A 13,859-nucleotide genomic window follows, 5' to 3' on the forward strand; every position below is an offset into this window, starting at 1 on the left:
GTCAAAGGCCCCTCAGTCCCATTCCAGGCCGCCGCGCCGCCATACGTACGCGTACGCGACGAAGACGGTGAGCACGAAGAGCAGCATCTCCACGAGCCCGAAAATCCCCAGGGCGTCGAAGGTGACGGCCCAGGGATAGAGGAAGACGATCTCGATATCGAAGATGATGAAGAGCATCGCCGTCAGGTAGTACTTGATGGGGAAGCGCCCGCCGCCGGCCGGCGTGGGGGTCGGCTCGATGCCGCATTCGTAGGCCTCGAGCTTCGCCCGGTTGTACCGCTTCGGACCGATCAGCGTGGCCATGACCACGGAGAAGATCGCAAAGCCTGCCCCGAGGGCTCCCAGTACGAGGATGGGCGCATAGGCGTTCACCGCTCCTCGCTCCTCTCAGTCGGCACTGACTGCTGGCGGTTGCACTGGACTCACAGCCGCCCCAACAGCCCCACGAGCTCCGCTCGTCCCGGCGAAGATCGCGAACATGTGAAGCAGGTCACAAGCCCAACTGCCTCGCATCTTATGCCTGCCGCTCTGTGATCTGCGACACGGGGTATTGCACAAGCTTTGTGATCTTCACCACCTGACGAACGATCATGAAGTCGGATGAGCGGTGATCTTCACACAAGAAGCGTTCAGGTGATCACCAGAGGTGACATTTTCGCTCGTCGCCGCTGGCCAGAGGCTGCGGGTGGCGGGCGTCTCAATATCAAGATGCTTCTCTTGCATGCAAATTGGTGCTGGACGCGAACCCTTGGTAGAGGACGCGTTCACACATCAGAGGGAGGGGCGGGGTGCGATGTGGACACGTGCACGCGTTCACGAGCGCCGCGAGGGCGGTCGCGCGCCACGGACGCGGCCGACGGGGCAACCGTTCCGTGACCTGCGCCACATTCATGAGAGACGTCTGAGAACCGGGCTTGGCCAACTGTCCCAACGAGTGGTAAGCGCGGGGCAATTCGGGCGTAACGATCAAAGTGCGTGATCACAGGCCGGTCACGGGCCGCCCGCAATGTCCGTTAGGGCGTCAATAAGGAGCGACACGCCCGGGATTCGGGGCCCGATTGAACAACTGTGGCGCAGCACACGTTTCTTGAAGGTATGGAGGAGCTCCTGATACCGGTTGTCCCTATGTCCCACACCGCTCACATACGCAGCCACCGGAAACCCCGCCGCAGCGCGTCGACCATCGCGATGCGGGCCGGAGTTGCCGGTGGCGTCCTCAGCACCCTGGCAGTGGCCGGGGCGTCGGGTTCGGCCAACGCGGCCGAACCGGTGACGCAGACCCTCGAACTGCCCACCCTGACGGCCGACCTGGCCGCTCAGGTCGCCCAGTCCGCGGACGTCACGCAGCAGGCGGCCGCGAGCTACGAGCTGCAGGCCGAGCGTGACGCGGCCGCCGCGAAGGCCGCCAAGGAAGCCAAGGCCGACCTCGCCGACGCCAAGAAGAAGGCCGCGGAGGAGAAGAAGAAGGCTGAGGAGGCCGCACGCAAGGCGGCCGCCGAGCGAGCCTCGCGCAGCGCCGAGCGCGCCACCCTGAGCGCCTCGGCGGACACCGGGTCCTCCGACAGCTCGGGCAGCAGCGCCGGCAGCAGCACGTCCACGTCCACGGCCACCGGTTCGGCCGCCGCGGTCGTCGCCTTCGTGCAGTCCCAGGTCGGCGACGCCTACGTCTCCGGCGGCACCGGCCCCAACTCGTGGGACTGCTCCGGTCTGGTGCAGGCCGCCTTCAAGTCGGTCGGCGTCGACCTGCCGCGCGTCTCCCAGTCCCAGTCGACCGCCGGCACCCAGGTGGGACTGAGCAACCTCCAGCCGGGCGACATCCTGTACTGGGGTGGCGCGGGCAGCGCGTACCACGTAGGCGTCTACGTCGGCGACGGCATGTTCGTCGGCGCGCAGAACTCCTCCACCGGCGTCGTCAAGGCGTCGCTGGACTACGACCCGCCGAGCGGCGCGGTGCGCGTGCTCTAGGACGCACCCACGCGGCGCACACTCGCAGCGCACACACGCTCGGGCTCCGGCGGAGCCCGGGTACGACTCACGCAGGGCCGCAGCCGCTCGGGGGCTGCGGCCCCGCGGGCGCTCCTGACATGCTCGTGGACGGGCCGGATCCCCACCGGCCCGTCCACGAGCCGAAGGAGAGAACGTCATGCCCAGCGTGTTCGTACAGGGGCGGCCCACCGCCGCCTACCCCCCGCTCGCGCCCGAGGCCCGGCGCGGGTCGGTGCGGCGTATCACCGAGACCGGCGAAGAGGTGCTGCACAAGCCGTGCCGGGACGTCACCGAGTTCGGGCCCGACCTCGCCGCGCTCATCGACGACATGTTCCGCACGATGTACGTCTCCGACGGCTGCGGGCTGGCGGCGAATCAGGTGGGCGTCGATCTGCGCCTGTTCGTGTACGACTGCCCCGACGACGACGGTGTCCGACATGTCGGGCACATCGTCAATCCGGTGCCGGAGCCCCTCGATCCGGCCGCGCGGCGGCTGCTCGACGAGAGTGAGGGATGCCTGTCGGTGCCGGGCGCCGTCATGGCCGTACCGCGCCCCGACCGGGCCGTCGTGCGGGGCCTGGACAAGGACGGCGAGCCGCTCGTCGTCGAGGGCACCGGCTACTTCGCGCGCTGCCTCGCCCACGAGACCGACCACGTGAACGGGCACGTCTACCTGGACCGGCTCTCCGCGCGCGACCGCAGGGCGGCACTGCGGCAGTCGGCGGACCGGCGCGAGGAGGTCCTCACGCGCCGGGCCGCCAACGCCCGGGCCCTCGAACTCGACGGGGACTCCGGCGGCCTCACCGGGCCCCGGCGCTGACCGGAGCCGCGAGGCCCGTCAGGCCTTCGGCGCGACCTTGCTCAGTCCGTTGATGATGCGGTCCATCGCGTCGCCGCCCGTCGGGTCCGTCAGGTTGGCGAGCATCTTGAGGGTGAACTTCATCAGGATGGGGTGGGTGAGGCCGCGCTGGGTCGCGATCTGCATGACCTTCGGGTTGCCGATGAGCTTCACGAAGGCGCGGCCCAGCGTGTAGTAGCCGCCGTAGGTGTCCTTGAGGACGCGCGGGTAGCGCTGGAGGGCGATCTCGCGCTGGGACGGCGTGGCCCGGGCGTGTGCCTGGACGATGACGTCGGCGGCGATCTGGCCGGACTCCATGGCGTAGGCGATGCCCTCGCCGTTGAAGGGGTTCACCAGGCCGCCGGCGTCGCCGACGAGCAGCAGGCCCTTGGTGTAGTGGGGCTGGCGGTTGAAGGCCATGGGCAGGGCGGCGCCGCGGATCGGGCCGGTCATGTTGTCCGGGGTGTAGCCCCAGTCCTCCGGCATGGAGGCGCACCAGGCCTTCAGGATCTCGCGCCAGTCGATCTCCTTGAAGGAGCTGGAGGTGTTCAGCACGCCCAGGCCGACGTTCGAGGTGCCGTCGCCCATGCCGAAGATCCAGCCGTAGCCCGGCAGGAGGCGGTCCTGGGCGCCGCGGCGGTCCCACAGCTCCAGCCAGGACTCCAGGTAGTCGTCGTCGTGGCGGGGCGAGGTGAAGTACGTGCGGACCGCGACGCCCATCGGACGGTCCTCGCGGCGGTGCAGGCCCATCGCGAGGGACAGCCGCGTGGAGTTGCCGTCGGCTGCCACGACCAGCGGGGCGTGGAAGGTGACCTCGCGCTTGTCCTCCCCCAGCTTGGCGTGCACGCCGGTGATGCGGCCGGTGCGGTCGTCCACGATCGGGGCGCCGACGTTGCAGCGCTCGTACAGGCGCGCGCCGGCCTTCTGGGCCTGCCGGGCGAGCTGGTCGTCGAAGTCGTCGCGCTTGCGGACGAGTCCGTAGTCCGGGAAGGAGGCCAGGTCCGGCCAGTCCAGCTGAAGGCGGGAGCCGCCGCCGATGATGCGCAGGCCCTTGTTGCGCAGCCAGCCGGCCTCCTCGGAGATGTCGATGCCCATGGCGACGAGCTGCTTGACCGCGCGCGGGGTCAGGCCGTCACCGCAGACCTTCTCCCGGGGGAACGCGGTCTTCTCCAGCAGGAGGACGTCGAGCCCGGCCTTGGCCAGGTGGTACGCGGTCGTGGAGCCGGCTGGCCCCGCGCCCACGACGATCACATCGGCGGTGTTGTCGGAGAGGGGCTCGGTCACGGCGGGATCTCCCCAGGTTCGAAAATCTGCGTGCCGACGGGCACTGGACATGGGCAGTCTATTCAGCGTCACCGATCACCCGGCTGAAGGGCTGCCCAGTGAACCGAGCTTCCCCCGTTGTACGGTTGCGCGTCCCCACCGACGAGGACGCCGTCGCCTGGCACCGGATCTTCGACGACCCGGACGTCATGGAGTTCCACGGCGGGAGGTCCGCGGAGCTGTCCGTCTACGAGGAGCTCACCGCCCGCCAGCGCCGGCACGACGCCGAGCACGGCTTCTGCCTGTGGACCATGGTGGACGAGGACGGCCGGGTCATCGGCTTCACCGGTGCCCAGCCGTGGCCGCAGGACTGGGGCCCCAAGGGCGACATCGAGATCGGCTGGCGCCTCGGACGGGCGCACTGGGGCAAGGGGTACGTCACGGCGGCGGCCCGGCAGACCCTGGAGCGGGTGCGGGCGGCGGGTGTGGCGGAGGTGGTCGCGATGGTCAACGCGCGCAACACCCGGTCCATCGCGGTCACGGAGCGGCTGGGCATGCGGCTCGACGAGGTCTTCACGACCCCGGTCTCGCAGCAGCAGGGGTACTGCTACCGACTCCCCCTGCAAGGCGCGTGACAGAAAGTAACCGACTGTCACAGTAAGCCACTTGACGCTTCCCGGCAGTGCCCCGCGGAGCTACTCTGCCGGGTACCGCTGGGGGGTGACGTCCGTGCGCCTGGTACCCAAGAGAGCCGATGTGCGCGTACCGCGCCTGGTCGGCCTGATGGCCGTCGACGCGCGGGAGGCGGCCCGGGCGCAGGGCCTGTCCCTGCACGCGCCGGACCGGCCCGACCTCCACCTCGCCGTCGTCGACTACGTCGTACGCCAGTACCCGCAGCCGGGCGCGCACGTGCCGCGGGAGTCGCAGGTGTACGTGTGGTTCGACTTCGGGGAGGGCGAGGGCGGCGGGGGCATCCGGGAGCCGCGGGTGCCGGGTCCGCCCCGGGGCGGGCTCCGGCGAGAGCTGGCCGAGCCGGGCGAGCCGCCCCGCCGCGCGGTCCTCAGCTCTCCTTGAACGCCCGGTGCAGCGCCACCACGCCGCCCGTCAGGTTCCGGTACGCCACCCGGGACCAGCCGGCCTTGCCCAGCCGCTGAGCGAGCGCCGGCTGGTCGGGCCAGGCGCGGATGGACTCGGCGAGGTAGACGTACGCGTCGGGGTTGGACGACACCGCACGGGCCACCGGCGGCAGCGCGCGCATCAGGTACTCGGTGTAGACGGTCCGGAAAGGCGTCCAGGTCGGGTGCGAGAACTCGCAGATGACGACCCGGCCGCCGGGCCGCGTCACCCGGTGCATCTCGCGCAGCGCGGCGTCCGTGTCCTGTACGTTGCGCAGCCCGAAGGAGATGGTGACCGCGTCGAAGGTGTCGTCCCGGAACGGCAGCCGGGTCGCGTCGCCCGCGGTGAACGGCAGCCAGGAGTGCCGCTCCTTGCCGACCTGGAGCATGCCGAGGGAGAAGTCGCAGGGGACGACGTAGGCGCCGGTGCGGGCGAAGGGCAGGGAGGAGGTCGCGGTGCCGGCCGCGAGGTCGAGGACCTTCTGCGCCGGACGGGCGTCGACGGCTCTGGCGACCTCCTTGCGCCACACCCGGTCCTGGCCGAGCGAGAGCACGGCGTTCGTCAGGTCGTACCGTTCCGCGACGTGGTCGAACATCGAGGCGACTTCGTGCGGCTGCTTGTTCAGGGAAGCGCGGGTCACGGGCCCATTGTTGCAGCACGGGCTCACGGCAGCGGGCGCGGCCTCTTCCGCGCGGCGACGTCCTCCACCCGTCCGAACAGCAGCACGAACCCCGCGATCAGGGCCCAGCCCACCCCCGGCAGGAACCACTGGCTGTCCAGCGGCAGGTACGCCTCGAAGGCGGGCACCTCCCAGAACCGGTCGATCAGCGGAACGGCGGCCACCAGCGCGATCACGTGCCAGAGGTAGACGGTGACGGCTCGCGCGTTGAGGACGCCGACCAGCCGGGCCGGCCACCACGGCCGCCGCAGCCGCCGCAGCCATCGCAGCCGCCGCAGCCGCCGCAGCCGCCGCAGCAGGGATATCCGGGACAGCCGGGACAGCCCGGCGGAATCGGTGCCGAACCGGGTCTCGGCGTACATCAGCAGCGTCACGAAGCCGGCCGACCAGAAGGCCTGGGCGAGCGGGATGTCGCCGAAGTCGTAGGTGCCGTACTCGGCCCGGTGCGCGAACGCGTACCAGCCGCCGTAGGAGTGGCGGCACTGGCGGGGGCGGAGGCGGTGGTGCTCGGGGTGGCGGAGGCGGTGGCGCCGGAGGGTGCGGTGGGCGCGCCGCTGGGTCCGCCCGTGGGCGGGGTGGCCGCGCCGGTGGGTGGCGTGCCCGTCGGCATCAGGCCGCCCTGCGGCCCCGCACCGCCGCCGGGACCCGGGCCGGCGTCCTGGCCGCCCCCGAAGGGCAGCAGCGAGGACGGGGACACGGAGGTGCCGATGCCCATGAAGGCAAGGCCCAGGACGGCCGCGTAGCCGACGCAGACCACGCCGACGAGGAGTCCCAGCCGGCGCAGCAGCCGGGCCCGGCGTCCGGAGTTGTCGACGAACACGGGCCCTTCCGCGGACCCGTTGCCGCGTTTGCGACGGCGACCGCGCGGCGCGGCGCGGGAGGCGAAGGCAGGCTCGGATTGCATGCCCCGGACGTTAGAGAGCTTTGCCTGCCGCCAACTCTGACCTCGTTGTGAGATCTCGGTGAAAAGCCGCGCAGCCTGTCCGCCCCCTGTGAGACGGCGGGAACGGAGCGTGCCGCACATGAGGGCGTGTCGGAAGGCGGCGGCCGGGTACGCCCTGCTGCTCGCCCTGGCCACCGCGGGCTGCGCCGGGCCGGACGACGGCGCGGGCGACACAGGCGCCACGGAGGAGAGGGACACCACGGCACCGTCCGAGCCGTCCGCGCCGGTCACCGCCTACGCCCCCTACGTCAGCGCCACCACGGCCTCCGCGACCGACTCCGGCGGCTCCCCGGCGACGTACAACCTGGCGTTCGTCATCTCCTCCGGCGACGACTGCGTCCCGCGCTGGAACGGTGTCCGGGACATCAACGACACCTCCGTCGCCGCACGCGTCGCGAAGCTGAAGGAGTCCGGCGCCGACGTCCGCGTCTCCTTCGGCGGAGCCTCCGGGACGGAACTGGCGGCGGCCTGCGGCAGCGCGGCCGACCTGGCGCACGCGTACGGCGAGGCCCTGGACGCGGTCGGTTCCACCCGGGCCGACTTCGACATCGAGGGCGGCGCGCTGACCGACACGGACTCCGTCGTCCTGCGCTCGGAGGCGATCGCGCTGCTCCAGGAGGAACGCGACGGCCTGGAGGTCTCCTTCACCCTCCCGGTGATGCCCTCGGGCCTGGACGCCGACTCCCTGACGCTGCTCGCGTCCGCCAACGACCACGGAGTACAGGTCTCCACGGTCAACCTCATGACCATGAACTACGGGGAGTCCTACGACGGCGACATGGGCGAGTACGCCCTCACCTAGGCCGAGGCCGCGCACACGCAGCTCCGCGAGGTCTTCGGCACCTCGGACGCGGACGCCTGGCGGGGCATGGCGCTCACCTCGATGCTCGGCGTCAACGACGTCGCCGGCGAGACCTTCACCCTCGCGGACGCGTCGGAGGTGCGCGCGTTCGCCGAGGAGAAGGGCATCGCGTGGGTCTCGGTCTGGGCCGCCTTCCGGGACAAGCGGTGCGCCGAGGACGCGTCGGCCGCCGACGCGCTCACCACGTGCAGCGGCGTGGAGCAGGAGGACGGGGCGTTCGGGACGGCGTTCGGCGCGTAGGCCTGTCGGGCCAGCCCTACGGGCGAGCCCCGTGGGACCGCGCGCTCAGCGCCCCCGGTACACCAGACGGCCGCCCACGACGGTGGCCACGCACGTGGACGCGCCGTCCCGCACGAGCGCGGCCCGGTCGGGTACGTCGAACACCGCGAACCGGGCGGGCTTCCCGGCGGCGAGTGCGGGAAGCAGCACCAGCGGGACCGGCGAGAAGGACGCGGGCCCGGGCAGGGTGGCCGGACGCGCCGCCACGGCGAGCCCCGCTCCGCGCACCGCGTCCAGGGCCGCGCGGCTTCGCAGCTCTCCGGCGACGGCGACCGTTCCGTGCGCCAGCATGCGTTGTACTCCTCGGCGCGCGCTGGCGCCCCGCGCGGACGCGTGCGCACCGAGGAGGGCGAGCGCGCGCTCCCCGAAGATCGGCTCGGTACCCAGCCGGTCCGCCTCACGCGGGTCGGGGTGGTAGGCCTGCTCCAGCAGTTCCGGGCCGTACGGGTTGAGCAGTCCGGGCGTCAGGATGCCGGGCCACCGGCGCACCCGCGCCCGCGGGTGGTCGGCGGCCAGTGCCTCGTACGGGCCGACGGCGGCGAGACGCGCGCCGTCGACCACGACGGCCGTCTCGGGCGAGGCTTCGCAGGTGTGGATCGTCAACACGGAAGCGACAGCCCTCAGTTGGAGGCGAGCAGCTTCAGTTCCGGGTGGGCCGTGCCGCCCTCGATGGCCGTGGACGAGATGTGGGACACGACCCGCTCGTCGACGGGGTCGTTCGCCGGGTCGTCGTGCACGACGAGGTGCTCGTACGTCGTGGCGCGCTGCGCCGGGACGCGTCCCGCCTTGCGGATCAGGTCGATGATCTCCAGCCGGTTGGAGCGGTGCTTGGCACCGGCCGACGACACGACGTTCTCCTCCAGCATGATCGAGCCGAGGTCGTCGGCGCCGTAGTGCAGGGAGAGCTGGCCGACCTCCTTGCCCGTCGTGAGCCAGGAGCCCTGGATGTGGGCGACGTTGTCCATGAACAGCCGGGCGATGGCGATCATCCGCAGGTACTCGAAGAGCGTGGCCTGCGTGCGGCCCTTCAGGTGGTTGTTCTCGGGCTGGTAGGTGTACGGGATGAAGGCGCGGAAGCCGCCGGTGCGGTCCTGCACGTCCCGGATCATGCGCAGGTGCTCGATGCGCTCGGCGTTGGTCTCGCCGGTGCCCATGAGCATGGTGGAGGTCGACTCGACACCCAGCCGGTGCGCGATCTCCATGATCTCCAGCCAGCGCTCGCCGGACTCCTTGAGCGGCGCGATGGCCTTGCGCGGCCGCTCGGGCAGCAGCTCGGCACCGGCCCCGGCGAAGGAGTCGAGCCCGGCGGTGTGGATGCGCTGGATCGCCTCCTCGACCGACACCTTCGAGATCCGCGCCATGTGCTCGACCTCGCTCGCCCCCAGGCTGTGGATGACGAGCTGCGGGAACTCCTTCTTGATGGCGGCGAAGTGCTTCTCGTAGTACTCGACGCCGTAGTCCGGGTGGTGGCCGCCCTGGAACATGATCTGCGTGCCGCCCAGCTCGACGGTCTCCGCGCAGCGGCGCAGGATGTCGTCGAGGTCGCGGGACCAGCCCTTCTTCGTGTCCTTGGGGGCCGCGTAGAAGGCGCAGAACTTGCACGCCGTGACGCACACGTTCGTGTAGTTGATGTTGCGCTCGATGATGTACGTGGCGATGTGCTCGGTACCGGCGTACCTGCGCCTGCGTACGGCGTCGGCGGCGGCGCCCAGTGCGTGCAGCGGGGCGTCGCGGTAGAGGACGAGCGCCTCCTCGGGGGTGATCCGCCCACCGGCGGCGGCGCGGTCGAGGATGGGCTGAAGGTCGGCCTTCTCGGTCACCGGCGTCCCTTTCGCAGAGTTCGTAAGGGTTGTGGACGGACCTGCCCAGCGTACGCCAGGCCTTTCACGGGTCAGTGCTCAGGCCGCGTAGGCCCCCGCGAGGACGCCGAGGAAGGCGCCCGCGATCAGGAACGGACCGAACGGGATGGCCGTCTTGCGCCCCGCCCGCCGGGCGACGACGAGGGCGCCGCCGTAGAGCGCGCCGAGCAGGAACCCGGCGAAGGTGCCGAGCATCACCGTCGGCCAGCCGTACCAGCCGAGGACCGCACCGGCCGTGAGGGCCAGTTTCACGTCGCCGAAGCCCATGCCGGCCGGGTTGATGAGGAACAGCACGAAGTAGCCGGCGCCGAGGGCGAGGGCGCCCAGCAGGGCGGTGGTCCACTCCCCGGCGTGCTCGGGCACGAGGGCGGTGAGGCCGAGGAGGACGAGTGCGGCGCCGGCGAGGGGCAGGGTGAGGGGATCGGGCAGCCGCCGTACCCGGAGGTCGACGACCGCGAGGAGCACGCCTGCCGGGGCGAGCAGCAGCCAGACCGCCAACTCGGGGCGGGTCCCGGTGGCAGCGGCGAGGGCGGCGCAGACGAGGGCGGTGACGGTGGCGAGTACGGCGGTGCCGGGGCCGTGGAAGGCGGCCCCGGCCTCGCACTGCCCGCACCGCGCCCGCCCGAGCCAGCCCCGGACGGGATGCGCGCCGTCCGGGCACCGTTCGCGCCACGCCTCCCCCGAGGGGGCGGAGAACCGGTAGGCCGCGCGGGGCAGCAGCGCGCCGGCCGCCGCACCCCAGAGCGCGGCGGCCAGGACGATCAGGAGATCGATGTTCATCAGGAGATCGGTGTCCACCGGGAGATGGATGGTCACCCGGCGGCGGCGACGCCGTCACGCCAGGTCGGCAGCAGCTCGTCGAGCAGTGCCTCGGTGCGCGGCGGCAGGCCGCGCGCACCGCTGCGGCCGATGAGGTCGGCGGCGAGCGTGTGGAGCCGTCCGGTGTCGTCGGTGGCGTGCGTGGCGCGCAGCAGTTCGTGCCACAGGCGCTCGTCGGCGGGGGCGGTGCGCAGCGCCGCGTTCAGCGCCTCGATGGCCTTCTCCGCGCGGTTCCTCTCCAGGTGGAACTCGGAGAGCGCCAGTCCGGTGTCCGCGACGAGCAGCGGGAGCTGGGCGTCGATGATCTCGTGGGTGAGCCAGCGGTAGCGGCCCTCCGGCCGGTCGGCGAGCAGCGGCCCACGCACCAGCACCAGCGCGTCGGTGAGCAGCCGGCCGCGCACCTGGCGGCTGTCGACGCCCCGGCCCTGCGTGGCCTCGTAGTAGAGGGAGCGCAGCACGTCGAGGTCGGAGACGACGGACTTGGCGAGCGTGAGACGTCCGCCGGCGTCGGTGCCGAGCCTCGGCGTGCCGTCGGGGTCGGTGCCCAGCCAGGCCCGCAACCGCTCCAGCAGCGCGTCGCGCACGTCCTCCGTCGCGCCGCGAGGCCACAGCGCGGAGGCCAGCACGCGCGGATGGACGCCCTCGCGGTGCAGCAGGAGCAGCGCGAGCGCCTCGTGGAGCTGGGCGCTGCGGTCGCCGTCGGGCGCCTCCAGGCCGATGATCTCGTACGACCCGACGAGGCGGGCGTACACCGCGGGCCGCCCCTGCTCGCTGATGTCGACGAGGAACGGCGGGGTGTTGGCCGGTCCGCCGCGCCCGCGTTCGGGGTCGGCGTCGGTGAACAGTTCGACGACGGCCCGCTGCTGCGCGGCCGGCAGCAACTGGGCCTCCAGCTCCAGCCCGAGCAGCGGCGCGAGCAGCCGGCCCTCGCCGGTGATCTCCATCTCCCAGGCGGCGCCGGGCAGGTCGGTGCCCTCGGTGCCGACGAGGTAGCCGATACCGAGGCGGCTGGCGTCGGCGGCGAGTTCCGCGAGCCGCAGGGCGTCCTCGTCGGACGGCTGGGCGGCGAGCAGGACGAGGTGCGGCGCCCAACGCGTGTGCTGGGCGGGCCCGGTACGGCCGGTGAGTACGGAGTCGTGCCCGGCGGCACCCAGGGCGCCGCGTCGCTGCCGGGTCTCGGCGGACATGGTCTCGAAGAGGTCCTCGAACCCGTCGAGGTGGCGGATCCGGTTGGGCGCGAGGGGCGTGAGGTCGTCGCCGAACCCGACGAGCGTGATGGTCATACGGTCCGACCAGCCGTTGGTGGCCAGTTCGGCGGCGACCGAGGCGAACACTGCGGCCCGGTCGGCCTCCGTACCGCTGAGCGAGACGAGGCCGGGCACGGCCTCCAGGTTGAGCAGCAGCCGGGAGTCGTCCATGGTGCCGAGGCTGACGAGACCCGGGTACGGCGCGGCCGTGTCGGCGTCCTCGTACCCCTCGGCGTCGGCGCGGGCCAGCATCCAGAAGGTCTGGTCCTGCCCGAGCTGCCAGGGCGTCGGCGGCTTGCCGGCCGGCTGGGCGAGCTGGAGGTGCAGGTCGCCGTTGCTGCTCATCCAGGCCGCGTACACGACGGGCAGCGGCCGCGACTCGGCGGCGAGCGCGGCGGCCAGTCCGCGCAGCGACCGGTCCAGCAGGCGTACGCCTTCGGGGTCGGCGCCGACGAGCAGCGCGTCCTGCGCGTCCTGGGCGTCGCCGGTCGGGGTCGGCGGCTCCATGCCGCGCCGTCCGCCGACACTGCCGAGCGCCGACTGCCACAGTGCCTGCCGGCGCCGGCGGCCGAGGGCGCCGAGGAGACCGGCGGCGAGGAGAGGCGCGGCGAGGAGGGCCTCGGGGAGCCCGAAGGAGCGCCCGGCCTCCGCGGGGGTGGCGGCGTGCTCCTGGCCGGTGCTGGGCGCGGGGGCCGGGTTCGCGGGCGTGGCGGGCGTCGCGGGGCCGGGCGCGGGCCGCTGCTCGGGCAGGGAGACCTGGGCGTCACCGGCGCCCTGGGCGCCGCCTCCGGAGCCGGCGCCGGCTCCGCCGCTTCCCTGCGCCTGGTCGCCGGTCTGCGCGTAGTCGCTGATTTGCTGCTGCACCTGCTCGGAGACGCTCGGTGCCTCGTCGGGCAGCTCGACGAGCTCGCCGCCGCGGGCGTCACCGGGCATCTCCATGATCCACCCGGGCCGGATCAAGGACGCCTCGGAGAGCTTGGACCCGTCCGGCTGCACGCGGTCCTTGTTGAGCTCGAAGATCTCCTTGTACCTGCGCCCGTCACCGAGGTGCCGGTCGGCGATCTCCCAGAGGGAGTCGTGGTGGCGTCCCTCGGGCGGCTGGATCCGGTAGTACTTCGTGTCGCCGTGCGCGGCGGAGCCGCTGTCGGCACGGGCCGCGGCCTGCCCGGCCTGCCCGGCGAGGGCGTTCGCCGTACTGGCGGCCTGCTCCTGCTGCTGGGCGAAGAGTCCCGGCGTCTGCTGGGCGGCGGCGACGGACGGCTGCTGGTTCCCTTCCAGGCTCTGCCCGAGCTGCGACAGCCCCGGCGTGAGGCTCGCCGCGGTCGCACCGACGAGCAGCAGGGCGGCGACGAGCTGCCGGGCGAGCAGCTGACTGGGCCCGGACCCGGGCACCCGCCCCGGCACCCCGACGCCGGACAGCGCGGCCTTCACCTCGACGAGCACGCAGGCGGTGAACTGCGCCCACGCGAACCAGACGACGACAGTCAGGATGTGCAGGAAGGTGTAGACGGTGATCTCACGCTGCAGCCAGTCGAGGCCGGGCGCTCCGTCGGGCAACGGCCACCCTGCGGTCACGGCCAGCGCGAGGGGCACCCCGACGACGAGCACGAGCAGCACGGCGAAGGCGAGGAAGGCCTTGACGAAGTCCCCGAACGACCGCCGCCGCACCCGCACCGGTTGGGGCGTCCGGTTCCTCGGAGCCGGCGAACTTCCCGTCGAGCCCGTCGAGCTTGACGAGCTGGTGGTGCGGCGTCGAGGCATGGCGGGTTTCCCGGGTCGTGTGTCGTGTGTGGACGTATGTGGAGGGCGGCTGGAGCGTCCGGTATGAGGGGTGTGCTGAGCCTACAGAGATCTTATGGACTCACACCGACACCGTCGAAGGGCCACCGCGAGACGCCGTCGCAACCACGGTCCCCTTTACGTCCTTTGTCCCATGACGTCGACCACACGTCGGTCACCCCTTCACGC

Annotated in this window: 12 protein-coding genes and 2 pseudogenes; 5 read left to right on the forward strand and 9 right to left on the reverse strand. The window is 72.2% G+C overall.

The genetic code is table 11. The annotated features are described in order from the left end of the window. Window positions 1-12: 12 nt before the first annotated feature. The gene (locus RI578_RS16695; protein WP_003974383.1) at window positions 13-372 is read right to left on the reverse strand and encodes an NADH-quinone oxidoreductase subunit A; all 360 of its coding nucleotides are present in this window, start codon (window positions 370-372) and stop codon (window positions 13-15) included. Between the two features lie 753 nt (window positions 373-1,125). On the opposite strand from RI578_RS16695, the gene RI578_RS16700 reads away from it, so the two are divergent. Then, a complete protein-coding gene (locus RI578_RS16700; protein ID WP_310871816.1) occupies window positions 1,126-1,965 on the forward strand; it encodes a C40 family peptidase in 840 nt (279 codons plus the stop codon). Between the two features lie 178 nt (window positions 1,966-2,143). Next, window positions 2,144-2,806, forward strand: a complete 663-nt coding sequence (gene def, locus RI578_RS16705; RefSeq protein ID WP_310871817.1) for a peptide deformylase — start codon at window positions 2,144-2,146, stop codon at window positions 2,804-2,806. An 18-nt stretch (window positions 2,807-2,824) separates the two neighbouring features. Here def and RI578_RS16710 read toward each other — a convergent pair whose 3' ends face one another. Next, window positions 2,825-4,159: a geranylgeranyl reductase family protein gene (locus RI578_RS16710; RefSeq protein WP_310871818.1), complete on the reverse strand. Its 1,335-nt coding sequence runs from the start codon at window positions 4,157-4,159 to the stop codon at window positions 2,825-2,827. A 47-nt stretch (window positions 4,160-4,206) separates the two neighbouring features. On the opposite strand from RI578_RS16710, the gene RI578_RS16715 reads away from it, so the two are divergent. Beyond that, window positions 4,207-4,722 (forward strand): GNAT family N-acetyltransferase, encoded by a 516-nt coding sequence (locus RI578_RS16715; protein ID WP_310871819.1) that lies wholly within the window; start codon window positions 4,207-4,209, stop codon window positions 4,720-4,722. A gap of 85 nt (window positions 4,723-4,807) precedes the next feature. Beyond that, window positions 4,808-5,161, forward strand: coding sequence for a PASTA domain-containing protein (locus RI578_RS16720; RefSeq protein ID WP_399060395.1), 354 nt, complete (start codon window positions 4,808-4,810; stop codon window positions 5,159-5,161). Here RI578_RS16720 and RI578_RS16725 read toward each other — a convergent pair. The 3 genes and pseudogenes from RI578_RS16725 to RI578_RS16735 form a co-directional block, all read right to left on the reverse strand. Continuing rightward, entirely contained in the window at window positions 5,148-5,843 is a 696-nt protein-coding gene (locus RI578_RS16725) for a demethylmenaquinone methyltransferase (protein ID WP_310871821.1), read from the reverse strand. The genes RI578_RS16720 and RI578_RS16725 overlap by 14 nt on opposite strands. Window positions 5,844-5,866: 23 nt before the next feature. Next, window positions 5,867-6,349 (reverse strand): annotated as a pseudogene (locus RI578_RS16730) (hypothetical protein); the annotation flags it as partial. Continuing rightward, window positions 6,253-6,786 carry a hypothetical protein gene (locus tag RI578_RS16735; protein WP_399060398.1) on the reverse strand — a complete coding sequence of 178 codons (534 nt, stop codon included), beginning with the start codon at window positions 6,784-6,786 and terminating at the stop codon, window positions 6,253-6,255. The gene RI578_RS16735 and the pseudogene RI578_RS16730, both read right to left, overlap by 97 nt. Window positions 6,787-6,904: 118 nt before the next feature. Here RI578_RS16735 and RI578_RS16740 point away from each other — a divergent pair. Further along, a pseudogene (locus tag RI578_RS16740) lies at window positions 6,905-7,927 on the forward strand (chitinase). 45 nt (window positions 7,928-7,972) lie between these two features. Here the strand turns inward: RI578_RS16740 and RI578_RS16745 are convergent. From RI578_RS16745 to RI578_RS16760, 4 genes are all read right to left on the reverse strand, one after another. After that, the gene (locus tag RI578_RS16745; protein ID WP_310871822.1) at window positions 7,973-8,572 is read right to left on the reverse strand and encodes an imidazolonepropionase-like domain-containing protein; all 600 of its coding nucleotides are present in this window, start codon (window positions 8,570-8,572) and stop codon (window positions 7,973-7,975) included. A 14-nt stretch (window positions 8,573-8,586) separates the two neighbouring features. After that, entirely contained in the window at window positions 8,587-9,786 is a 1,200-nt protein-coding gene (gene mqnC, locus RI578_RS16750; protein ID WP_310871823.1) for a cyclic dehypoxanthinyl futalosine synthase, read from the reverse strand. 78 nt (window positions 9,787-9,864) lie between these two features. Next, the gene (locus tag RI578_RS16755; protein WP_310875784.1) at window positions 9,865-10,605 is read right to left on the reverse strand and encodes an A24 family peptidase; all 741 of its coding nucleotides are present in this window, start codon (window positions 10,603-10,605) and stop codon (window positions 9,865-9,867) included. 32 nt (window positions 10,606-10,637) lie between these two features. After that, a complete protein-coding gene (locus tag RI578_RS16760; RefSeq protein ID WP_310871824.1) occupies window positions 10,638-13,652 on the reverse strand; it encodes a BTAD domain-containing putative transcriptional regulator in 3,015 nt (1,004 codons plus the stop codon). Window positions 13,653-13,859: the final 207 nt, after the last annotated feature.

This window comes from Streptomyces sp. BB1-1-1 (genome assembly GCF_031597775.1).
GTDB classification, from domain to species: Bacteria; Actinomycetota; Actinomycetes; order Streptomycetales; family Streptomycetaceae; genus Streptomyces; species Streptomyces thinghirensis.